Source organism: Telluria sp. ZB4P34, from assembly GCF_059686055.1.
Genome location: NZ_JCASIF010000017.1, coordinates 65,805 through 88,905, shown reverse-complemented (window position 1 = coordinate 88,905; position 23,101 = coordinate 65,805). Strand labels below are relative to the sequence as shown.

At 64.8% G+C, this 23,101-nt stretch carries 18 protein-coding genes and 1 rRNA gene; 12 read left to right on the top strand and 7 right to left on the bottom strand.

The window, feature by feature from the left end; all coding sequences use genetic code 11:
• A 5S ribosomal RNA gene (gene rrf / locus AC56KL_RS20340) occupies nucleotides 1–106 on the top strand; the annotation flags it as partial.
• Nucleotides 107–762: 656 nt separating this feature from the next.
• Nucleotides 763–1,302: a hypothetical protein gene (locus tag AC56KL_RS20335; RefSeq protein ID WP_497181991.1), complete on the top strand. Its 540-nt coding sequence runs from the start codon at nucleotides 763–765 to the stop codon at nucleotides 1,300–1,302.
• Here the strand turns inward: AC56KL_RS20335 and AC56KL_RS20330 are convergent.
• Nucleotides 1,256–2,701, bottom strand: a complete 1,446-nt coding sequence (locus tag AC56KL_RS20330; RefSeq protein ID WP_497181990.1) for a DHA2 family efflux MFS transporter permease subunit — start codon at nucleotides 2,699–2,701, stop codon at nucleotides 1,256–1,258. The genes AC56KL_RS20335 and AC56KL_RS20330 overlap by 47 nt on opposite strands.
• A 100-nt stretch (nucleotides 2,702–2,801) precedes the next feature.
• Nucleotides 2,802–3,365: an acyloxyacyl hydrolase gene (locus AC56KL_RS20325; RefSeq protein WP_497181989.1), complete on the bottom strand. Its 564-nt coding sequence runs from the start codon at nucleotides 3,363–3,365 to the stop codon at nucleotides 2,802–2,804.
• 137 nt (nucleotides 3,366–3,502) lie between these two features.
• Between AC56KL_RS20325 and AC56KL_RS20320 the strand changes: the two genes are divergently transcribed.
• A complete protein-coding gene (locus AC56KL_RS20320; RefSeq protein ID WP_497181988.1) occupies nucleotides 3,503–4,201 on the top strand; it encodes a suppressor of fused domain protein in 699 nt (232 codons plus the stop codon).
• 223 nt (nucleotides 4,202–4,424) lie between these two features.
• Here AC56KL_RS20320 and AC56KL_RS20315 read toward each other — a convergent pair whose 3' ends face one another.
• Nucleotides 4,425–5,615: a M20 aminoacylase family protein gene (locus AC56KL_RS20315; protein ID WP_497181987.1), complete on the bottom strand. Its 1,191-nt coding sequence runs from the start codon at nucleotides 5,613–5,615 to the stop codon at nucleotides 4,425–4,427.
• Nucleotides 5,616–5,763: 148 nt separating this feature from the next.
• On the opposite strand from AC56KL_RS20315, the gene AC56KL_RS20310 reads away from it, so the two are divergent.
• From AC56KL_RS20310 to AC56KL_RS20295, 4 genes are all read left to right on the top strand, one after another.
• Nucleotides 5,764–7,869: a molybdopterin-containing oxidoreductase family protein gene (locus tag AC56KL_RS20310; RefSeq protein ID WP_497181986.1), complete on the top strand. Its 2,106-nt coding sequence runs from the start codon at nucleotides 5,764–5,766 to the stop codon at nucleotides 7,867–7,869.
• 40 nt (nucleotides 7,870–7,909) lie between these two features.
• A complete protein-coding gene (locus AC56KL_RS20305) occupies nucleotides 7,910–8,986 on the top strand; it encodes an aminopeptidase (protein ID WP_497181992.1) in 1,077 nt (358 codons plus the stop codon).
• A 188-nt stretch (nucleotides 8,987–9,174) separates the two neighbouring features.
• A complete protein-coding gene (locus AC56KL_RS20300; RefSeq protein ID WP_497181985.1) occupies nucleotides 9,175–10,860 on the top strand; it encodes a long-chain-fatty-acid--CoA ligase in 1,686 nt (561 codons plus the stop codon).
• A gap of 118 nt (nucleotides 10,861–10,978) precedes the next feature.
• Nucleotides 10,979–12,661 (top strand): long-chain-fatty-acid--CoA ligase, encoded by a 1,683-nt coding sequence (locus AC56KL_RS20295; RefSeq protein ID WP_497181984.1) that lies wholly within the window; start codon nucleotides 10,979–10,981, stop codon nucleotides 12,659–12,661.
• Between the two features lie 140 nt (nucleotides 12,662–12,801).
• On the opposite strand, the gene AC56KL_RS20290 is transcribed toward AC56KL_RS20295, so the two are convergent.
• Nucleotides 12,802–13,254 carry an acyl-CoA thioesterase gene (locus AC56KL_RS20290; RefSeq protein ID WP_497181983.1) on the bottom strand — a complete coding sequence of 151 codons (453 nt, stop codon included), beginning with the start codon at nucleotides 13,252–13,254 and terminating at the stop codon, nucleotides 12,802–12,804.
• A gap of 62 nt (nucleotides 13,255–13,316) precedes the next feature.
• On the opposite strand from AC56KL_RS20290, the gene AC56KL_RS20285 reads away from it, so the two are divergent.
• Nucleotides 13,317–15,164, top strand: a complete 1,848-nt coding sequence (locus AC56KL_RS20285; protein ID WP_497181982.1) for an ABCB family ABC transporter ATP-binding protein/permease — start codon at nucleotides 13,317–13,319, stop codon at nucleotides 15,162–15,164.
• 70 nt (nucleotides 15,165–15,234) lie between these two features.
• On the opposite strand, the gene AC56KL_RS20280 is transcribed toward AC56KL_RS20285, so the two are convergent.
• Nucleotides 15,235–16,521 (bottom strand): metal-dependent hydrolase family protein, encoded by a 1,287-nt coding sequence (locus AC56KL_RS20280; RefSeq protein WP_497181981.1) that lies wholly within the window; start codon nucleotides 16,519–16,521, stop codon nucleotides 15,235–15,237.
• A gap of 84 nt (nucleotides 16,522–16,605) precedes the next feature.
• The gene (locus AC56KL_RS20275; RefSeq protein ID WP_497181980.1) at nucleotides 16,606–17,868 is read right to left on the bottom strand and encodes a dicarboxylate/amino acid:cation symporter; all 1,263 of its coding nucleotides are present in this window, start codon (nucleotides 17,866–17,868) and stop codon (nucleotides 16,606–16,608) included.
• Nucleotides 17,869–18,100: 232 nt separating this feature from the next.
• On the opposite strand from AC56KL_RS20275, the gene AC56KL_RS20270 reads away from it, so the two are divergent.
• Nucleotides 18,101–18,826 carry an amino acid ABC transporter ATP-binding protein gene (locus AC56KL_RS20270; protein WP_497181979.1) on the top strand — a complete coding sequence of 242 codons (726 nt, stop codon included), beginning with the start codon at nucleotides 18,101–18,103 and terminating at the stop codon, nucleotides 18,824–18,826.
• Nucleotides 18,827–18,877: 51 nt separating this feature from the next.
• On the opposite strand, the gene AC56KL_RS20265 is transcribed toward AC56KL_RS20270, so the two are convergent.
• Complete coding sequence (locus AC56KL_RS20265; protein WP_497181978.1) at nucleotides 18,878–19,927, bottom strand: NF038122 family metalloprotease; 1,050 nt, start codon at nucleotides 19,925–19,927, stop codon at nucleotides 18,878–18,880.
• Between the two features lie 275 nt (nucleotides 19,928–20,202).
• On the opposite strand from AC56KL_RS20265, the gene pyrC reads away from it, so the two are divergent.
• From pyrC to AC56KL_RS20250, 3 genes are read left to right on the top strand one after another with little or no spacing between them, the layout of a single operon-like run.
• Complete coding sequence (gene pyrC / locus AC56KL_RS20260) at nucleotides 20,203–21,252, top strand: dihydroorotase (protein ID WP_497181977.1); 1,050 nt, start codon at nucleotides 20,203–20,205, stop codon at nucleotides 21,250–21,252.
• 6 nt (nucleotides 21,253–21,258) lie between these two features.
• A complete protein-coding gene (locus AC56KL_RS20255) occupies nucleotides 21,259–22,071 on the top strand; it encodes a DUF3025 domain-containing protein (protein ID WP_497181976.1) in 813 nt (270 codons plus the stop codon).
• 11 nt (nucleotides 22,072–22,082) lie between these two features.
• Nucleotides 22,083–23,096: a Gfo/Idh/MocA family protein gene (locus AC56KL_RS20250; RefSeq protein ID WP_497181975.1), complete on the top strand. Its 1,014-nt coding sequence runs from the start codon at nucleotides 22,083–22,085 to the stop codon at nucleotides 23,094–23,096.
• Nucleotides 23,097–23,101: the final 5 nt, after the last annotated feature.

Genomic DNA, 23,101 nt, shown 5'->3' with positions numbered 1-23,101 from the left:
ACCATAGCAAGTCGGTCCCACCCCTTCCCATCCCGAACAGGACCGTGAAACGACTTTGCGCCGATGATAGTGCTGCAACCAGTGTGAAAGTAGGTTATCGTCAGGCTAGTTATAAGAAAAAGCCCATCCAGTGACCTGGATGGGCTTTTTTGCGTTTGCACGCCTGCCCTTAGCGTAGATCTGCGGCCAATTGGACGGGCACCGTGAACGGTCGCTGCTGTTGCCGCGATGTGCAGTGCATCGGGAGTCGCAGAGCGTAGGCCATCGCGACTGCCGGTTCGCTGCATGCAGTCGAGAAACCCCGTTAGCAAAAGTAACTTCTATTGGAATCGCACTGATTGCGCCTAGACTGAACTGAACTCACCCAGGGGGCTCAGATGATTGCTCGAAGCGTAAGTGGTTTGAAGCGGTGCGCAGCAGCTGTGCTGCTGGCTGCAGGACTTGGCGGTTGCGCGGTTTACGGGCCTCCGTACGCCGAGCAAGATCCTTATTATGGAGGTAGCTACCCGAATTATGTCGGTCCACCGGTTGAAGTCAACCTGGGACTCGGCTACTACGGCGGCGCGCGTCATGGATACCACCGCGGCCATGGATGGCGTGATGGACGTGGACACCACGACGGACGTGGGTACCGCGGCAGGGGCCGCGGTCGTCACTGACAGTCGGGCGCCGTCCACAAGCCCCGCAAGCCCGCCTGCCGGGCTTTTTGTTTTATAAGACGCTATCGCTATACTGCCGAAATCTCTTTGCAAGGATTCCGCCATGCGTCGCTTGCTTATCATTGTCCTCGCCTGCTTCCCGCCCAGTGTCCTTGCCGCTTCATCGCCTGCGGCAGTGGTTGCCGAATTATGGCAGGCCTCGAGTCACGCGCCGGGCGTGGCTGCGGATGTAGACCGGCTGCAGCGCCTGTTTCGCGTCGATGCAACTGTCGCCGGCAGCGTCTATCACAAGGGCCAGGCCCTGTTCCACTCCATGAAGGCCGCCGACTTCATCGCCGCCCAGCGTCGCGTGCAGCCGCAGGGATTCTACGAGTGCGAAGTCGTGCGCGACGTGAGGCAAGTCGGTCGCTTCGCGGCCGTGTACAGCGTCGTCGAGACGCGCCGCGATCCGCAGGCTGTGCAAGCCGACTACACGGGCGTGAACAGCATCCAGCTCTTCCGTGACGACAATGGCTGGAAGATCGTCTCACTGTATTACCACGTGGGCAAGCCGGGCGACCCGGTTCCGCTCGAGGGCGGAAAAGCCGGCGCCTGCCTCAGCCTTCCAGCTGCTGCACCGCCGGCGGGGCCTCGCTCGCCTTGACATGGCCGCGGCTGATGCTGTCGCCATCGTTGCGGCGCAGGCGCCAGAACACGATCGAGGACAACAGCGTCAGCGCCGACAGCGTCGCGAAACCGTGGTGCAGCGCCTGCGCCACCAGCTCGCGGTTGTCCTGCGCCACAGGGCCCAAGTACCAAGCCGTCACGATCGAGCCGGCCGCCAGGCCGAAGCTCATCGACAGCTGCTGAAAGGAACTCGCCATCGTGCTGGCCATGCTTGAGTCCTGCGGCTCGATGTCGGCGTAGGCCAGCGTATTCATGCTCGAGAACTGCAGCGAGTTGAAGAAGCCCTGCGCCAGGCTGATCGCGACGATCACGTAGAAGGGCGTGCCGGGACCGACCAGGGTGAACAGGGCAATGGTGAGGCCGATGCACACCGTGTTCACGGTCAGCACCTTGCGGTAGCCGAAGCGCGCTAGCAGACCGGGCGCAAACATTTTCATGCCCATCGCGGCCAGTGCCGCCGGCATCATCAAGAGGCCGGACTGCCAGGCGGGCAGGCCCAGGCCGAGCTGGTACAGCAGCGGCAGCAGGAAGGGCATGCCGCCCACGCCCAGCCGGGTGACGAAACCGCCAGCCACTGAGATGCGGAAAGTACGCACCCTGAACAGCGTGAGACGCAGCAGCGGATACTTGGTGTGTAGGGCATGCCAGGCGTAGGCGCCCAGCAGACCGAGCGACAGCGCCAGCAGCAGGCCGGCCGTCAGGGCATCGAGTGTGTGCTCGCCGAACACTTCCAGCAGCCAGGACAGGATGGCGGTGCCGCTGCTGAACAACAGCAGGCCGGGGACGTCGAGCGGCCGTCGTTCGTCTCCCTGGTAGTCGGGCATGTGCTTCCAGACCAGGTAGAGCGCTATCAGTCCGACCGGCACATTGACGAAGAAGATCACCCGCCACGAGGTCCAGTGGACGATCAGGCCACCGACCGTCGGCCCCAGCAGCGGTCCGATCAGCGCCGGAATGATCACGAAGTTCATCGCGCCCAGCAATTCGTTCTTGGGGAAGGTGCGCACAATCGCGAGACGCCCGACCGGCATCATCATCGCGCCGCCCAGCCCCTGCAGCAGGCGCGCCCAGGTCATCATGTGGGCATTGAGCGACAGGCCGCACAGCACCGAGGCAATGGTGAAGATGGAGATCGCGATGAAGAACACGCGGCGGGTGCCGAAGCGGTCCGCCATCCAGCCGCTGAGCGGGATGCCGACCGCCAGGCCGAGGATGTAGCTGGTGACCACCGATTTGAGGCTGAGCGGCGTGACCTGCAGGCTGGCCGCGATGCTCGGGATCGCGGTATTGACGATGGTCGCGTCGAGCTGCTCCATGAACAGCGCGGTCGCGACAAGCCAGGGCAGGTAGCGCTTGATGATGCTGGGGTCTAGCAATCGGGCCTCATGAAACCGGCTGGCCGGGCGGCCTGCCTCCGTCCGATTGTGTCATAGATCGCCGCCGGGCCACGCCCGGCTGCGGCTGCCCCGGAAGTGTTCAGAAGCGGTAGGCGGCCTTGGCGATGATCCAGTTAGCGCCGGCATTCGGGCGCTTGATGCTGGCGTTCGAGTAGTGCTGGAACTTCAGGCCGAAGTCCCATTTGCCGGTAGTGTAGCCGACACCGAGGTGGTCGCCGAACTGGAAGGCGGTGGCCAGTTCCTTGTCCTCGTTCTTGTACAGCGTGGAGAACAGGTTCACGCCGATGCCGATCTCGCCGTACAGGCCGAGCTTGCTGTCGCTCTGGTAGCGGAATACCGGCGTGAAGCCGACCACGGCGATGTTCCTGGTCCGGCCCGGCACGTTCTGGTAGGCGCGCAGGCGCCACAGCGCCAGGTTGGTTTCCCAGTAACCCGACAGGTGGTAGCCGTTGCGGGCGAACCAGCGCTGCTCCCAGTCGTTCTGGATGGCGACGCGCGCCATGCGCTGTTGCGGGTTGGTGCCGATCTCGAACGAGGCCGAATCGATCCAGCCGCCAAGGGGCTGGCCCTGGGACTGCGCCTGGACGGCGCCGGCGCAGCAGACGGTGGCGAGCAGAACGGCGATTTTCTTCACAGTGGACATATTTTTCTTGGCAAGATAGAAATTTGTGCAATGCACGATTGTACTAGCGTGAACAAATCCGCGCTGTCCGCCACCTTGTGCTGCGGCGAAGGTATCATAGACGCCCCGCAGAACGCATCCTCACATTCCATTTCCGCATGACCGAACCGACCAGCACTCCCCTGTACCCGCTTGCCGCGCCGACCCAGCAGCAGCTGGCGCCCACTGTCCTGCCGCACGACCCTGTCGCCGAGCACGTTGCCGCCCACCTCGGACGGATCGACACCGTGTTCCACGACACCATCGCCGATCCGGTGCAGGTGGACATCCATGTGGTGCCGGCCGATGAGCGCACGCCCTTCCTGCGCCTGGTGACCTCGGGCATGAGCAGCCGTGCAATGACCGTGCCGGAGGGCGCGCCGCCCTTCGCGGAACTGATGATGGCCTTGCCGGCGGACTGGAAACTGGACGAGCAATCGGTGCAGGACGAGCGCTGGTTCTGGCCGGTGGCCCTGCTGCGCCACCTGGCGCATTATCCTCACCAGCATGCGACCTGGGTCGGCCTCGGCCACACGGTGCCCAACGGCAGCCCCGCCAAGCCCTACGCCAGGGATGTCGGATTCAGCGGCGCCATCCTGCTGCCGCCGGCCTCGGCGCCTGAGGCCTTCGGCGCGCTCGGGCATGAGGGCAAGGACATCTATTTCCACTCCGTGGTGCCGCTCTACGACGCCGAGCTGAACCTGGTGAAGCGCAAGGGTTTCCCGGCCCTGCTCGACGGCTTCAATGACAAGGGCGTCACCGACCTTGTGGTCCCGGGCCGCAAGAACACCGTCAAGAAGTTCCTCGGCCTGTTCTGACGAGTACGCTCGCCTTCCTGGGCATCGGCCTGATGGGAGGCCGATGACGGTGCGGCTGGCGCAAGCCGGCTAACCACATCAATCCGGAAATCCGTATGGGCAAGGCGAAAGACCAGCTCCGTAGGGTGGTCGGCTTTGCCGACCGCGCGTCCAACCAGCCGTGGAGCAGCCGCACGAGCCGCATCGCGGTGATTTGGACGCGCGTTCGGCTCTGCCGAACACCCTACAACGGCAAACTCATCTCCACCAGCTTCACCCAATAACTCGCCCCGATCGGCAGCAAATTGTCATTGAAGTCATAACTCGTGTTATGCAGCTGGCACGGTCCCAGCCCATGCCCGCCCGCGCGGTGCGCTCCTTCGCCATTGCCGATGAAGACATAGCAGCCCGGCTTCTCCTGCAGCATGAACGCGAAGTCTTCCGCGCCCATGGTCGGTTCCACGTTCGTGTCGACACACTCGGCCCCCGCCACCGCCTGCATGGCCTCGACCGCAAAGGCCGTCTGCGCAGGATGGTTGATGAGCGGCGGGTAATTGCGCTTGAAGCTGAAGTTGACGGAAGCGTTGAAGGCCGCCGCCACGCCGCCCGCGATCTCTTCCATGCGGCGCTGGATCAGGTCCAGCACCCCGGTCGAGAAGGTGCGCACCGTGCCCACCAGCTCCGCTTCGTCCGGAATGACATTGGTGGCGCTGCCGGCATGGATCTGGGTAATCGACAGCACCGCCGACTCGAGCGGATTTTTCTCGCGCGACACGATGGTCTGCCAGGCCTGGGCGATCTGCACCGCCACCATCACCGGGTCGATGCCGCGGTGCGGTTGCGCCGCATGCGCGCCCTTGCCGCGCACGAGCACGCGGAACTCGTTACTGGACGCCATCATCGGCCCAGGCACGACGCCGAAGTGCCCCTCCGGGATGCCCGGCCAGTTGTGCATGCCGTAAACGGCCTCCATCGGGAACTGCGTGAACAGGCCGTCGTCCATCATGCGGCGCGCGCCGCCGCCGCCTTCCTCGGCCGGCTGGAAGATCAGGTACACGGTGCCGTCGAAGTTGCGATGTTGCGCCAGGTGGTGCGCGGCGCCGAGCAGCATGGCGGTGTGGCCGTCGTGGCCGCAGGCGTGCATCTTGCCCGGGTGCCGCGACGCGTGTTCAAAGCCATTGATCTCTTGCATGGGCAGTGCATCCATGTCGGCGCGCAGGCCGATCGCACGGTCCGACGCGCCATTCTTGACAATGCCGACCACGCCGGTCACGCCCAGGCCGCGCACGATCGGGATGCCCCATTCTGTCAGCTTTGCCGCCACCACGTCGGCGGTGCGCTGCTCTTCGTAGCACAGTTCCGGATGCGCATGCAGGTCGCGCCGGATCGCTTGCAGTTCCGGCTGGTAGGCAAGGATAGGTTCCACGAGCTTCATCTGTCTCTCCAATTTTGTCATGCTTGCATTGCAGGCTTTGAATCATTGTAGCCTGCCTTAAACAGTCCCTGAAAGAGGGGCACGGACCTTTCCGGAATCGTATAAAGTATTGGTTTAGCGAAGTATTTTCCCTCTTATTTCCCCGCCCATGCCAGTTACACAAGTCCGCGCCGCCTGTCCCCACGATTGCCCCGATACCTGCGCCATCCTCGTGACCGTCGATAACGGCGTGGCGACGGAAGTGAAGGGCGATCCGGAGCATCCGACCACGGCAGGCGTGCTGTGCACCAAGGTGTCGCGCTATGTGGAGCGCACCTACCACCCGGACCGCGTGCTCTATCCGATGCGCCGCGTGGGCCGCAAGGGTGAAGGAAAGTTCGAGCGCATCACCTGGAATGAAGCGATCGGGGAGATCGCCGCGCGCCTCGGCGCCATCGCGGCGCGCGACCCGCAAGCCATCCTTCCCTACAGCTATGCCGGCACCATGGGGCTGGTGCAGGGCGATTCGATGTCCTTGCGCTTCTTCAACAAGCTGGGCGCCTCCCTGCTGGACCGCACCATCTGCGCCACCGCCGGCGCCACCGGCTACAAATACACCATCGGCGGCTCGATCGGCACCGACATCGAACAGTTCCAGGACGCGAAATTGATCCTGATCTGGGGCGGTAACCCGATCGCCTCCAACCTGCATTTCTGGATGCGCGTGCAGGAAGCCAAGCGCCGCGGCGCGAAGCTGGTCGCGATCGATCCCTACCGCTCGCTGACGGCCGAGAAATGCCACCAGCACATTGCCCTGCTACCGGGCACGGACGCCGCGCTGGCGCTGGGCATGATGCACGTGCTCATCCAGGAAGACCTGATCGACCACGACTACGTGGCGAAGTACACGCTCGGCTACGAAGAACTGAAGCAACGTGCCCTCGAATGGACGCCGCAGCGCACCGCCGAGACCTGCGGCATCAGCGCCGATGAGGTGGTCGAACTGGCGCGCCTGTACGGACAGACCGCGCGGAGCGGCGAGGGCGCGGCGATCCGCATGAACTACGGCCTGCAGCGCGTGCGCGGCGGCGGCATGTCGGTGCGCAACATCGCCTGCCTGCCGGCCCTGGTCGGCGCCTGGCGTCACCGGGCCGGGGGCGTGCAGCTGTCGACCTCCGGCTCCTTCCCGGCCAACCGTGCGGCGCTGCAGCGCCCCGACCTGCTGGGCGAGCGCAGCCCGCGCACCATCAACATGACCACCATCGGCGACGACCTGCTGAAGGACGCCTCGCCCGACTTCGGCCCGAAGATCGAGGCCGTCATCGTCTACAACGCCAACCCGCTCGCCATCGCCCCCGACTCCGCCAAAGTCCAGCAGGGCTTCGAGCGCGAAGACCTGTTCACCGTGGTGCTGGAACACTTCCAGACCGACAGCGCCGACTACGCCGACATCCTGCTGCCGGCCACTACCCAGCTCGAGCACGTCGATGCGCACCTGGCCTACGGCCACCTGTACATGATGGCGAACAACGCCGCGATTGCGCCGGTGGGCGAAGCGAAGCCGAACACCGAGATCTTCCGCCTGCTGGCCGCGCGCATGGGCTTCGACGACCCCTGCTTCCAGGAGAGCGACGACGAGCTGGCCGCCCAGGCCTTCGACAAGCGCCACGAGCGCGCAGTGCATTTCGACTGGGAGTCGCTCAAGCAGAAGGGCTGGCAGAAACTGAACATGCCGGACGCGCCCTTTGCTGAAGGCGGCTTCCCGACCCCGTCGGGCAAGTGCGAATTCTATTCGAGCAGCATGGCGCGCGACGGGCTCGACCCGGTCCCGGCCTATATCCCGCCATACGAATCGGCCGCTTCCAACCCGGAGCTGGCACGGAAGTACCCGCTGGCGATGATCTCGCCTCCGGCAAGGAACTTCCTCAACTCAACCTTTGTCAATGTTCAGAGCCTGCGCGCAACTGAGGGCGAGCCGCACCTCGACATGCACCCGAACGACGCCGCACGACGCGGCATCCAGCACGGTGACATGGCGCGCATCTTCAACGACCGCGGCTCATTCCTTGCCCGCGCCCGCGTGACCGACAAGGCGCGCGAAGGGCTGGTGGTAGGCTTGTCGATCTGGTGGAAGAAACTCGCCAGCGACGGCAAGAATGCCAACGAAGTGACCAGCCAGCGATTGACCGACATGGGCAGGGCGCCCACCTTCTACGATACCCTGGTGCAGGTCGAAAGAGCCGCACCCTTGATGCGAGATGAACTCCTCCACTAGATTTTCCCGGGCCTTCAAGCCCCTGTCCTTCCGGTCCATCATGGCGGCCGCAGCTGCGGCCTTGATGTTGTCAAGCTGTACATCCCTCTCCTACTACTCCCAGGCCGCCCAGGGCCAGCTCGAACTGCTGACGGATTCCCGTCCGATCGACGACTGGCTGGCCGATCCTTCCACCAATAGCAAGCTGCGCCACCGCCTGGAAGCGGCACGCCAGATCCGGCGCTATGCAATCCACGAGATGAAGCTGCCCGACAACGGCAGCTACACCAACTTCACCAACATCAAGCGTCCCTACGTGCTGTGGAACGTGGTCGCCACGCCCGAACTGTCGCTCAAGCCCATGCAGTGGTGCTTCCCGGTGGCCGGCTGCGTCAACTACCGCGGCTACTACAGCAAGCAGGACGCCCAGGCCTATGCGAAGGAACTGCGCGCCCAGGGCCACGACGTGGAAGTGGGCGGCGTGAGCGCCTATTCGACCCTGGGCTGGTTCAGCGACCCGCTGGTGTCGACCTTCATCCACTACCCGGACGCGGAACTGGCGCGCCTGATCATCCACGAGCTGGCACACCAGGTGGTGTACGTACCGGGCGACTCGAAGTTCAACGAGTCCTTCGCCAGCGCCGTGGAGGCGGCCGGCGTGGAAGGCTGGCTGGAGCGTTTCGGCAACCCGGCGATGGTGGAAGCCTTCGAGCGCTACACGATGCGCAAGAAGGATTTCATGGCGCTGCTGGTGCGCTATCGCGGCGAGCTCGAGAAGCTGTACGCCAGCAAGCAGACCCGCGACGACAAGCGCTCCACCAAGGCGCGCCTGTTCATGGCGCTGAAGGACGATTACCAGGTGCTGAAGGCGAACTGGGGCGGTTATGCCGGCTATGACCGTTTCTTCGCCGAGCCGCTGTCGAACGCCCACCTGGCCTCGATCGCCACCTACAACGACTTCGTACCCGCCTTCCGCGCCTTGCTGCGCAAGGAGCGCAGCTGGCCCGCCTTTTACAGGTCGGTCAAGCGGCTGGCCGAGCTCGACAAGGCCGAGCGCCACCGCGTCCTGATGAAGCTCGCGGCCCCGGCCCCGACCGCCCCGCTCGTGGTGCAGCGCACCATGGGTGACGGCAAGTAGGACGAGATAGAGGACACGTTCCAATCCACTTAAAAGAACTTGCGCGCATTGTCGCTGCCCGATAGCATCACATCAGGCGATAGCAAAGGCGCAAGCTTCGCGTGCGCGCAAAATGGGGAGGAGACGCCCCTGCGCGCCGCGGCCGCCCCGGACCACAACGATAACATTTCGAGACAAGAGGGCATCCGATGGACAAAATTTGGCTGAAGTCGTACCCCCCGAACGTACCAAGCGAGATCAATCCGGACCAGTACGGTTCGCTCGTGCACATGCTGGACGAATCCTTCAGCAAGTACGCCGACCGTAACGCGTACGTGTGCATGGACAAGTTCCTGACCTACGGCGAGCTGGATGCCTATTCGAAGAAGCTGGCCGGCTGGCTGCAGAGCCGCGGGATGGAGCGCGGCGCGCGCGTGGCGATCATGATGCCGAACGTGCTGCAGTACCCGGTCGCGATCGCGGCCGTGCTGCGCGCGGGCTTCACGGTGGTGAACGTGAACCCGCTGTACACGCCGCGCGAACTCGAGCACCAGATCAAGGACTCGGGCAGCGAAGCGATCATCGTGCTCGAGAACTTCGCGCATACGGTGCAGCAGGTGATGGGCAAGACCCCGCTCAAGCACGTGGTGGTGGCGAGCATGGGCGAGATGCTGGGCGGCGCCAAGGGCATGCTGGTCAACTTCGTGGTCCGCAACGTCAAGAAGATGGTGCCGGAATACTCGCTGCCGAACATGGTGCGCTTCAAGGACGCGCTGGCGCAGGGCGCCAAGATGCCGTTCTCGAAGGTCGAGACCAAGTCGTCGGATGTCGCCTTCCTGCAGTACACCGGCGGCACCACCGGCGTGTCGAAAGGCGCCACGCTCACGCACCGCAACGTGATCGCCAACGTGCTGCAGACCGAAGCCTGGTCCGCGCCGGCGATGGGCCAGTCCAATGACCAGACCGTGATCGTGTGCGCGCTGCCGCTGTACCACATCTTCGCGCTGACGGCCTGCGCGATGTGGGGCATGCGCACGGGCGCGCTGAACATCCTGATCGTGAACCCGCGCGACATCCCGGGCTTCATCAAGGAACTGGGCAAGTACAAGATCAACATGCTGCCGGCGGTGAACACGCTGTACAACGCGCTGGTAAACCACCCGGACATCGGGAACGTGGACTTCTCCGGCCTGAAGATCTCGAACGGCGGCGGCATGGCGGTGCAGAAGGCCGTCAACGACAAGTGGAAGCAGGTGACGGGCAGTGCGATCATCGAAGGCTACGGCCTGTCGGAGACCGCGCCGGTGGCCACCTGCAACCGCGCCGACGTGAAGGAATTCACCGGCACCATCGGCCTGCCGATCCCGTCCACCGACATCGCGATCCTGGACGACGAGGGCAAGCCGATGGGCCTGGGCCAGATCGGCGAGATCGCGATCCGCGGCCCGCAGGTGATGGCGGGCTACTGGAACCGCCCGGACGAAACGGCCAAGGTCATGACGCCGGACGGCTTCTTCAAGTCGGGCGACGTCGGCATCATGGACGAAAACGGCTACGTGAAGATCGTCGACCGCAAGAAGGACATGATCCTGGTCTCGGGCTTCAACGTCTACCCGAACGAGCTGGAAGGCGTGATCGCCGGCCACCCGGGCGTGCTGGAATGCGCAGTGATCGGCGTGCCGGACGAGCATTCCGGCGAAGCGGTGAAGGTGTTCGTGGTGCGCAAGGACCCGAACCTGACCGCCGAGCAGCTGATGGATTACTGCAAGCAGCAGTTCACCGGCTACAAGAAACCGAAGTACATCGAGTTCCGCGACGAGCTGCCGAAGACCAACGTCGGCAAGATCCTGCGCCGCGCACTGCGGGACGAGAAGAAGCAGGCGGAAACCGCCTGACAGCAGCATGACGGCCGGGGCGCGGGGTGATCCTGCCGCCACCGGCCCGTGGAAGCCGCCCACCCCGGGCGGCTTCGCGTTTTATTGGATAGCATCAGATACAGAAGGTGAGGCACGGATGGACAAGTTTTGGCTCAAGTCGTATGAGGCTGGCGTACCTGCGGAGATCGACCCCACGCAGTACCGCTCCCTGACGCATCTGCTGGAGGAGGCGTTCCGCAAGCACGCCGACCGCAAGGCCTATGCGTGCATGGGCAAGACCCTCAGCTTTGCCGAACTGGACCGCCTGTCAGGCCGCATGGCCGCATGGCTGCAGGGCCGCGGCCTGAAGCCGGGCGCGCGCGTGGCCATCATGCTGCCGAATGTGCTGCAGTACCCGGTGGCGATGGCCGCCGTCCTGCGCGCCGGCTACGTGATCGTCAACGTCAACCCGCTGTACACCCCGCGTGAACTGCAGCACCAGCTGAAGGATTCCGGCGCCGAGGCCATCGTGGTGCTGGAAAACTTCGCCCACACGCTGGAACAGGTAATCGGCAATACCGAGGTCAAGCATGTGGTGGTGGCCAGCATGGGCGACCTGCTGGGCGGCCTGAAAGGCATGCTGGTCAACCTGGTGGTCCGCAAGCTCAAGAAGATGGTGCCGGCGTGGTCGCTGCCGGGTTCGATCGGTTTCAAGCGCATGCTCGCGGACGCCTCGGGCGCGACCCTGCGTCCGGTCGCCATCGGCCACGACGACATCGCCTTCCTGCAGTACACCGGCGGCACCACCGGCGTCTCGAAAGGCGCCGTGCTGCTGCACAAGCACGTGATCGCCAACGTGCTGCAGAACGAAGCCTGGTTTGCGCCGACCCTGGGCAAGCTCAAGGCGGGCGATCAGCCCCAGTTCGTGTGTGCGCTGCCGCTGTACCACATCTATGCGCTGACCGTGTGCGCGCTGCTGGGCCTGCGCGTGGGCGGCATGAACCTGCTCATCCCGAATCCGCGCGACATCCCGGGCTTCATCAAGGAACTGGCCAACTACCGCATCAACATCTTCCCGGCCGTGAATACGCTGTACAACGGCCTGGTGAACAACCCGGAGTTCGCCAGGCTCGATTTCTCGGGCCTGCTCGTGTGCCCGGGCGGCGGCATGGCGGTGCAAAAAGCCGTGGCGGACAAGTGGTTGCACATCACCGGCACCCCGATCGTCGAAGGCTATGGCTTGTCGGAGACCTCGCCGGTGGTCACCGCGAACCGCTGCGACATCACCGACTTCACCGGCACCATCGGCCTGCCGCTGCCCTCCACCGAGATCCGCATCCTGGACGAAGCCGGCCAGGAAGTCCCGTTCGGCACGGCCGGCGAGATCGCCGTGCGCGGCCCGCAGGTCATGGCCGGCTACTGGCAGCGCGACGACGAAACGGCCAAGGTCATGACCCCGGACGGCTTCTTCAAGACCGGCGACATCGGCATCATGGACGAGCAGGGCTATACCCGCATCGTCGACCGCAAGAAGGACATGATCCTGGTCTCGGGCTTCAACGTGTACCCGAACGAGATCGAGGGCGTGGTGGCGGCGATGCCGGGCGTGCTCGAAGTGGCCTGCGTCGGCGTGCCGGACACGAACTCGGGCGAGGCGGTCAAGCTGTACATCGTCAAGAAGGATGCAGCGCTCTCCAGCGAGCAGGTCATGGCCTACTGCAAGGAACAGTTCACCGGGTACAAGCGGCCGAAGTACGTCGAGTTCCGCGAGACGCTGCCGAAGACCAATGTCGGCAAGATCCTGCGGCGCGAGCTGCGCGACGAAAAGCCCTCCGCGTAGGGTGGTCGGCTTCGCCGACCGCGCGTTCAAATCCGTACGCGCAGTCGCAACGCATGCCGGAGCTGTCAACTTCCGTACGCGCAGTCGCAACGCATGCCGGAGCTGAACGCGCGGTCGGCTGAGCCGACCACCCTACCTACTTACCGGCATTCGCTCGAGATCAGCGAATCCAGCGGCGGCAACTGGCGCGGCTTGCGGTCGGGCCCGGTGGCCACATAGGTCAGCTGGGCTTCGGTGACCTTCACGACGTCCGCCTGCAGGCGGTTACGCTCGGCATACACCTCGACGCAGACGGTGATCGAGGTATTTCCCACCTTGACGATCTCGGCGTAGAACGAGAGCAGGTCGCCCACGAACACGGGCTGCTTGAACAGGAAGGAATTCACGGCAATCGTCGCCACGCGTCCGTTCGCGCGGCGGGTGGCCGGCAGCGAGCCGGCGACGTCGACCTGGGCCATGATCCAGCCCCCGAACACGTCGCCGTACACGTTCGCATCGGAGGGCGCGGGCATGACGCGCAGTTCCGGCATCTTGCCTTCCGGCAGACGGGTCGGCGGGGAGGGAGTGGCGGGAGCATTTTGTGGCGTGGTCATCTTGTTTTCTCGGTAAAAGCTACAATCGTCCCGAATTGAACCATAAAACCCCACGCCCTGCCATGCGACGCACCTCCGCTTCCTCCGTACCCCTGCCCCCCGATGCCAAGGGCGTTCCCCGCAACGACTGGGCGACGCTGCGCACCCTGTTCCCGTATTTGTGGGTCTACAAGTGGCGCGTGCTGGCCGCGCTGGCCGCATTGGTCGGCGCCAAGATGGCTAATGTCGGCGTGCCGCTGGTGCTCAAGCAGCTGATCGACGGGCTTGCCATCGACCCGAAAGATCCGCAGGCGCTGCTGGTGCTGCCGCTCGGGGCGCTGGTCGCCTACGGCCTGCTGCGCCTGTCCACCACGCTGTTTACCGAGCTGCGCGAATTCCTGTTCGCGCGCGTGACGCAGCGCGCGGTGCGGACCATTGCGCTGAGGGTGTTCCGCCACCTGCATGCGCTGTCGATGCGCTTCCACCTGAACCGCCAGACCGGCGGCATGACGCGCGACATCGAGCGCGGCACGCGCGGCGTGAATTCGCTCATCTCGTATTCGCTGTTCAACGTGCTGCCGACCCTGGTCGAGATCACCCTGGTGCTCGGCTACCTGGTGCTCAACTACGACATCTGGTTCACCGTCATCACCGGCGTGGCGCTGGTGAGCTACATCGCCTTCACCGTGATCGTGACCGAGTGGCGCACGCACTTTCGCCGCACGATGAACGAGCTCGATTCGAAAGCCAGCACCAAGGCCATCGATTCGCTGCTCAACTACGAAACAGTCAAGTATTTCGGCAACGAGGAATACGAAGCGAAGCGCTACGACCAGGGCCTGCAGAGCTTCGAGAACGCGGGGGTGCGCTCACAGACCTCGCTGTCCGTGCTGAACACGGGCCAGTCCCTGATCATCGCCACCGCCGTCACCCTGATCCTGTGGCGCGCCACCGAGGGAGTGATCGCGGGCACCATGACGCTCGGCGACCTGGTGTTGGTGAACTCTTTCATGATTCAGCTGTACATTCCGCTGAACTTCCTCGGCGTGATCTACCGCGAGATCAAGCAGAGCCTGGCCGACATGGAGCGCCTGTTCTCGCTGCTCGACCAGAACCGCGAAGTGGCGGACGGCGCCCATGCCCAGCCCCTGGTGACGAAGGGCGCGCGGGTGGAGTTTTCGCACGTAGAGTTCAGCTACGAAACCAAGCGCCAGATCCTGTTCGACGTCGACTTCACGATTCCGGCCGGGACCACGACGGCGGTGGTGGGGCATAGCGGCTCCGGCAAGTCGACCCTGTCGCGCCTGCTGTTCCGCTTCTACGACGTGAACGGCGGGTCGATCCGCATCGACGGACAAGACCTGCGCGACCTCACCCAGCAATCGCTGCGGGCGGCGATCGGCATCGTGCCGCAGGACACGGTGCTGTTCAATGACAGCATCGAATACAACATCGCCTACGGCCGGCCAGGCGCCTCGCATGAGGACATCGTGGCGGCGGCGCGCGCGGCCTCGATCCACGACTTCATCGAGAGCCTGCCGGACGGCTATGCAAGCATGGTGGGCGAACGCGGACTGAAGCTGTCGGGCGGCGAGAAACAGCGCGTGGCGATCGCGCGCACCTTGCTGAAGGATCCGGCGATCCTGATTTTCGACGAAGCCACTTCCGCACTCGATTCGAAGTCGGAGCAGGCGATCCAGGCGCAGCTGAAGGAAATCGCGAAGGACCGCACCACCCTGGTGATCGCGCACCGCCTGTCGACCATCGCGGATGCACAGCAGATCATCGTGCTCGATCACGGACGCATCGTGGAGCGCGGCACGCACGGATCCCTGCTGGCTGCGCGCGGGCTGTATCAGCAGATGTGGGAAAGGCAGCAGGCGCGGCCGGATGAGGAACTGGCGTCGCCGCCGCTGGAGATCGCGAAATAGTTGAAGCGAATATTCACGGTGTAGTTGAACGCGTGGTCGGCTTCGCCGACCGCGCGTTCAAACAGACGAATCACGGCTTCTTGTAGACGACGCCGTCCTTCATCACGAACTTGACCTGCTCGAGGGTCTTCACGTCGCGCAGCGGATCGCCTTCGACGGCGATGATGTCGGCCGCGAAGCCCGGTTCCACCGAGCCGAGACGGCCCGACTGGTCGAGCAGGGCGGCCGCATGCAGGGTTGCCGAACGAATGGCCTCCGCAGGCGACATCCCGGCCTCCACCATGTAGCCGAACTCCTTGGCGTTCTCGCCGTGCGGGAACACGCCGGCGTCGGTGCCGAAGGCGATCTTGACGCCGGCCTTGTGGGCGCGGGCGAAGGTGGCCTGCAGTTGCGGGCCGATCGCGGCCGCCTTCGGGCGCACCAGGGCCGAGTAGTAGTCGGGAATTTTGGCCTTGTCAGCCACGTAGCGGCCGGCCGAGATGGTCGGCACGTACCAGTGGCCGGTCTTCTTGAACAGGGCGATGGTCTCGTCGTCCATCAGGGTGCCGTGCTCGATCGAGTCGACGCCGGCGCGCAGCGCGCGCTTCATGCCCTCGGCGCCGTGCGCATGGGCCGCGACGCGGAAGCCGTAGTCCCTGGCGGTGCTGACGATGGCCTTTAGTTCATCCTCGGTGTACTGCGAGTTCTGGCCGTTGGCAGCCTGGCTCAGCACGCCGCCGGTAGCGGTGATCTTGATCAGGTCGGCGCCTTCCTTGTAGCGCTGGCGCACGGCCTGGCGGCCTTCTTCCGGGCTGTCGATCACGCCCTTCTCGGGACCGGGTGCGCCGAGCTTCTCGCTCAGGAAGTGGGACAGGTTGTTGGTCGGGTCGGCGTGGCCGCCGGTGGTGGCGATCGACTTCCCGGCGGTGAACATGCGCGGACCCGGAATCTCGCCGGCGGCGATGGCGCGCTTGAGCGAGACGTTCAGGCCGTCGGCCGCGCCCAGGTCGCGCACCGTGGTGAAGCCCGCCATCAGGGTGCGATGCGCGTACTTCACAGAGCGGAAGGCCATGTCCTGCGGATCGGCGGTGAGGCGGTCGCGGTAGGACTCGACCACCGGTGCGGTTTCGCTGGTCAGGTGCACGTGCATGTCGATCAGGCCGGGCAGGCAGCTATGGCGCGACAGGTCGAGGTTTCCCGCCGCCTGCGTCATCGGGCCGACCGACTTCACCACACCGTTCTCGACCACGATGCTGACGCGCTCGCGCCAGGCGCCGCTCTTGACGTCCAGCAGGCGTCCGCAATCGATGGTCTGGGTGGCGGCGCTGGCGCCGCTTGCAACAAGCAGCAGGCCTGCCGCGGTGTACAGCTGTTTCATGTCTCGCTCCTCATGTTGTCGTTATATGAAAAAGGCCCTCCATCGCTGGAAGGCCTTCGGTACTGAAGATGGATCGTGCCGCCCTCAGCGCAGCGGCGCGATCGCCGGATCCTTGTTCGGCTCGGCCAGGTCGCCTTCCCACTTCGCGACCACGGCGGTGGCGATGCCGTTGCCGATCACGTTGGTGGCCGAACGGGCCATGTCCAGGAAGTGGTCGATGCCCAGCAGGAGCAGCAGGCCGGCTTCCGGGATGTTGAACTGGGCCAGGGTGGCGGCGATCACGACCAGCGAGGCGCGCGGCACGCCGGCCATGCCCTTCGAAGTCAGCATCAGGACCAGCATCATGGTCAGCTGGGTGGCCAGGTCCAGCTCGATGCCGTAGGCCTGGGCGATGAACACGGCGGCGAAGGTGCAGTACATCATCGAGCCGTCGAGGTTGAACGAATAGCCGATCGGCAGCACGAAGGCCGCCAGGCGGTTCTTGACGCCGAAGCGCTCCAGTCCCTCAAGGGTCTTGGGGAAGGCCGCTTCCGACGAGGCGCAGGTGTAGGCCAGGATGGTCGGCTCCTTCAGCTCGGAGATCAGGCGCAGCACGCGGCGGCCCAGGAAGATACCGCCGATCGCGATCAGGATCACCCACAGCAGGATGATGCCGAGGTAGAACTCGGCCATGAAGATGCCGTAGGTCGACAGCACGCTCAGGCCGCTCTTGGCGACGACGCCGGCCACCGCCGCGAACACGGCGATCGGCGCGAAGTTCATCACGTAGCCGGTAACCTTCAGCATGATGTGGGCAATGCCGTCCACGGCGTCGATCAGCGGGGTGGCGCGTGCGCCCACGGCCGCGGCGGCCGTGCCGAAGAAGACCGAGAACACGACGATCTGCAGGATCTCGTTCTTGGCCATGCCGTCGAAGATCGAGGTAGGGATCAGGTGGGTGATGAAGTCCTTCAGGGTCAGGCTGGAGGTGGTGATGCCCGAGGACGCACCGATCGGCGGCACCGCGCCCGACAGGGCCATCGCATCGCCCGGACGGAACAGGTTCACCAGGATCAGGCCCAGCGACAGCGAGATGACCGAGGCGATGAAGAACCAGCCGAGCGCCTTGAGGCCGATGCGGCCCACTTCCTTGGCATCGCCCATCCTGGCAATGCCGACCACCAGGGTCGAGAACACCAGCGGCGCGATGATCATCTTGATCAGGCGGAGGAACATGGTCGTGATCAGCGACATCGTCTCGGCGAAGCCGGCCGGGTTCTCGAAGCTGGTGTTGGCCACGTAGCCGACGACGATCCCGAGCACGAGGCCGACCAGGATGTAGGTTGTCAGGCGGTTCTTTTTATCCATAATGCTTCCTGTCTCGTGGACCTGTGCACAACCCGCGTCAGGGGATGGCGCTGTCGCAAGTCGATTGTTTGGGTTTTCCGCTGGCTTGTCGGGATGAACGGCCAGATCGTTCTGGTAGGTAAAGCAAGTTCCGAAGTATCCTTGTCGCTAGAAATGCTGTCAAGCATGCTTACACCCTCAGCAACCGTGCGCGCAACAGCCGCCGCACGATCACAGCAACAAGAGGCACCGGATGATCGATATCGAGAACGTCAACAAGTGGTACGGCAGCTTCCAGGTGCTGCGCGATTGCAGCACCCGGGTCGCACGCGGCGACGTGGTGGTGGTGTGCGGGCCGTCTGGCTCGGGCAAGTCCACCCTGATCAAGACCGTCAACGGGCTGGAGCCATACCAGGAGGGGAAGGTCGTGGTGGACGGCATTTCCGTGGGCGACCCCAAGACGAAACTGCCGCAGCTGCGCGCGCGCATCGGCATGGTGTTCCAGAACTTCGAGCTGTTCCCGCACCTGTCGGTACGCGAGAACCTGACGCTGGCGCAGGTGAAGGTGCTGGGCCGCAGCAAGAGCGAGGCGCTGGAGCGCGGCCTGGCCTACCTGGACCGGGTCGGCCTGCTGGCGCACAAGGACAAGTTCCCCAGCCAGCTCTCCGGCGGCCAGCAGCAGCGCGTGGCGATCGCGCGGGCGCTGGCCATGGACCCGGTGGCGATGCTGTTCGACGAGCCTACTTCCGCCCTCGACCCGGAGATGATCGGCGAGGTGCTGGACGTGATGGTGGGGCTGGCGCAGGAGGGCATGACCATGATGGTGGTGACCCACGAGATGGGCTTTGCGCGCAAGGTGGCGGACCGCATCGTCTTCATGGACCATGGCAGCATCGTCGAGGACAGTCCCAAGGACGAGTTCTTCAGCGCCCCGCGTTCGGAGCGCGCGCGCGAATTCCTGGCGCGGATCATCCATTAGAAAAAAAAACGGCGCCCGCGGGCGCCGTCGTCGGTCATGCGTGCCTGCCGCTTATTTGCGGCGGCGGCGCGCGCCCGCCAGGCCGGCCGCACCCAGCAGCATCAGGGTGATCGAACCCGGTTCCGGCACGACGTTCCAGCCGATCGCGTCGAACATCACGATGTCCATGTTGCTGATCCCGAGGCGCTCGCCGTAGGCGGTGGTCGGGTCCATGATGCCGATGTCCATGTCGTCCTTCCAGTGGCTGGCCTGCTCGCCGTCGCCGAAGTCGCTGCCGGTGGAGAAGATCGACATCGCGCTGGCGCAGTTGTTAAACGAAAAATACTTGTTGCGGTCGTCAGCCGAGAAATCGATGTCGGCGCCGGCGGCCCTGCTTGCCGTCGAGCAGCGGAACAGGTCGGCCGGAGCGATGACGTTGAAGTCGGTGCTGGTGAAATCCTCGTTGCGCAGCCAATCGACGTAGTCGACGCCGCTGACGAAGCCGAGTGCATGGCCGATTTCGTGGGTGGCGACGCCGATGAAGTCGATGGCATTGGCGGCGATGCCGTCGGTCGGGTCGAAGTCCCAGGCGAAGTCGCTGCTGAATTCGACCGAACCGTCGGACACGTCGTTGCTTGCGAAATACAGCCCTGCCGCGCGCGCATTTGCCAGCGTCATGTAGATGGACTGGTTGTTGGCGTCACACTTGTCGTCGACATACGGCGTTGCGCTGTTCGCGCCGTTCGGGTTGTCGGTCGTTCCGTTGATCATCACCTTGAGGCAAGGACCGCTCGGCAATCCGGCGATCGCTGCCTGGTCGGTAGCGCCGCGCGCATCCCTGATCAGCGCGTTACGATAAGCCGCATAGCTGACACCGCCCATGGTGGAACGGGTCGAGCCGAGCACGTTCGGTGCCAGCTGGGAGAAATTGATGCTCAGATTAACTTGTACGTCGTCCTTGAGCACCGACGACCAGCGCTTGGCGGCGGCATTGAAGCCAGCCAGGGCCTGGGCGTTCATGCTCGCGTCGTAGGAGTAGTTAATGACCAGCGCCTGTGCGGAGCCCGCATAGGCGCATGCCAGCAGGGGAATGATCTTCAAGAGGGTTTTCAGGTTTGCCATGTTCTCTCTTCCGTATTGTGCGTTTTTCTTGCGGCGACCTGGCTGGCCCCGCCGTCGCCATCGTCTGGCGGGTTTTTCATAAGCAATTTGCGGGCCAGAAACACAAGGCACTGTTTACTAAGGAAAATTTTTTCTTAATCGCAATTCTACACCCCTCGCTGTAAAATTTTCCGGCAGGATATTTAGCTCTGCCACGGTTCATTGAACCGGCCAGTGCCGTGCCGCGTCCAGGTGCAGCGGGTAGAATGTGGGGCATTCGCAACCCGAGAGCCGCCATGTCCCCCATCGACACCCCTGACACCATCACCATCACCCGCCCCGACGACTGGCACCTGCACCTGCGCGACGGCGCGGCCCTCGCCAGCGTCGTGGCGCATAGCGCGCGCCAGTTCGCCCGTGCGATCGTCATGCCGAACCTGCGGCCGCCGGTGACGACGACCGCCGCCGCAGCAGCCTACCGCGACCGCATCCTGGCGGCCCTGCCGGAGGGGATGTCTTTTGAGCCCTTGATGACGCTCTACCTGACCGACAATACCGATCCGGACGAGATCCGCCGCGCCCAGGACTCCGGTTTCGTCCACGCGCTCAAGCTGTATCCGGCCGGCGCCACCACCAATTCGGATGCCGGCGTCACCGACCTGAAGAAGTGCTACCGCGTGCTGGAAGTGATGCAGGAAGTCGGCATGCCCTTGCTGGTGCACGGCGAAGTGACGGACAACGACATCGACCTGTTCGACCGCGAGGCCGTGTTCATCGAACGCGTGATGCGCCCGCTGCGCAGCGCCATGCCGGCCCTGAACGTGGTGTTCGAGCACATCACCACCAAGGAAGCGGCCCAGTACGTGGCCGAAGCCGAAGGACCGATCGCGGCCACCATCACCGCCCACCACCTGCTGTACAACCGCAACGAGATCTTCCGCGGCGGGATCCGCCCGCACTATTACTGCCTGCCGGTGCTCAAGCGCGAGGAACACCGCCTGGCGCTGGTCACGGCCGCCACCAGCGGCGACGAGCGCTTCTTCCTCGGCACCGATTCGGCACCGCACGCGGTGCACACCAAGTACGCCGCCTGCGGCTGCGCCGGCTGCTACACCGCCCTGCATGCCATGGAGATGTACACCGAGGCCTTCGCCCAGGCCGGCGCGCTCGACAAGCTCGAGGCCTTCGCCAGCCTGAACGGCCCGGCCTTCTACGGCCTGCCGGTCAACGAAGGGACCATCACGCTCAAGCGTGAGTCCTGGACCCTGCCGGAAACCCTGCCTTTCGGCGAACACTCGCTGGTGCCGCTCAACGCCGGCGAAACCATCCACTGGAAGATGGTGTAAGCCTGCATGCTGTCGCAGATCGACTGGTCGCGCCCGTGGTATGACGCGGTGCGGCCGGCGTTCGACAGGCTGGATCTGGAGGGCGAGACCTTCGTGGAGGCCTTCAACCGCGGCGCCGCCGTGCTCGGCCTGCGCAACCACGCCGGCCTGCCGCTGCGCTTCGTGCCCCAGGGCGCGCTGCCGGAGGGGACGGCCTACGAGGAATTCATCGGCGCCACCGGCCAGGTGCCCACCCGCGACAACCTGCACGACTTCTTCAACGGACTGGTTTGGCAGACCTTCCCGCTCATCAAGCGCCAGCTCAACGCCCTGCAGGCGGCCCAGATCGCCCAGGCCGGCATCGGCAAGTCGCGCGGCCCGGCGCGCGATGCCGCCACCATCTTCGACGAGAATGCGGCGCTGCTGCTGGTGCGCGACGGGGCTGCCGGGCGCGAACTGGTGGACGCATTGCGTGGGCACCGCTGGCTGGCGGCGCTGCACGACAGGCGCGCCATGTTCGGCAACGATGTGCGAATCTGGCTGTTTGGCCACGCGCTGATGGAGAAGCTGGTGGCGCCGCGCAAGGCCATCACCGCTCACACGCGTGTCATCTTCGTCGGCGATGATGTAATGGCGCTGGCGCCAGGCGCCCAGCGCGCCTGGATCGACGCCCATGTGGCCGGGCAGCTGGCGGACGAAGGTCTCGCCAGCGCCGGCTTCACGCCGCTGCCGGTACTCGGCGTGCCGGGCTGGTGGCCGCAACAGGACCAGGATTTTTATCTCGATACGAGCGTCTTCCGCCCCAAGCGCACGGAGCGCGGCAGCGGACAGGCGACCTGAAAGGAATACCGATGGCAAACGCAGTACGCTGGGGCATCCTCGGCACGGGCAAGATCGCGCGCGCCTTCGCCACGGCACTCAGGGATGTGCCGGACGCCATGCTGGCGGCGGTCGCTTCGCGCGGCCTGGACAAGGCACAGGCCTTCGCGCAGGAATTCGGCGCAGGGCGCGCCTATGGAAGCTACCAGGAGATGGCCGGCGCCGACGGCGTCGACCTGGTGTATGTCGCCACCCCCCACCCCCAGCATGCCGAGAATGCCTTGATGGCCCTGCGCGCCGGCAAGGGCGTGCTGGTCGAGAAGCCGTTTGCGATGAACCTGCGCGAAGCGGAACAGGTGGTCACGCTGGCGCGCTCGCGCCGCCTGTTCCTGATGGAGGCGATGTGGACGCGCTACCTGCCGGCCTTCGACGAAGTCCGGCGCGTGATCGCCTCGGGCGAGATCGGCGCCGTGCGCCAGGTGGTGGCGGACTTCGGTTTCAAGGCCGACTTCGGGCAAGAGCATCGCGTGTTCAACCCGGAGCTCGGCGGCGGCGCGCTGCTCGACCTGGGCATCTATCCGCTGTCGATCGCGACCGCCTTGCTCGGTCCCGTGGCCGACATCAAGGCCCAGGCCGAACTCGGGGAGACCGGCGTCGACGTGCAGACCGGCTTCACGCTGCGGCACGAGGGCGGCGGCATGTCGGTATGCAGCTGCTCGTTCCAGGCGCGTACGCCCTGCGAGCTGACGGTGTCGGGCGAGCGCGGCCATGTGCGCATGAACACCATGTTCCACCGGGCGAAGAGCGTCACCGTGGTCCTCGAGGATGGGACCTCGCGAACGGTGGACACGCCTTACCTTGGCAACGGCTATGTCCACGAAGCGATTGAAGCGCAGCGCTGCTTCACCGGGGGGCTGCTGGAAAGTCCGCGCATGCGGCTCGAGGAGACGCTGGCGCTGATGGGCGTGATGGACGAGATCCGGCGCCAGGTCGGGCTGGCCTACGAGAGCGACCGCAGGAGTGGCCGACCGGCGCATGCGGCCTGAGTTGA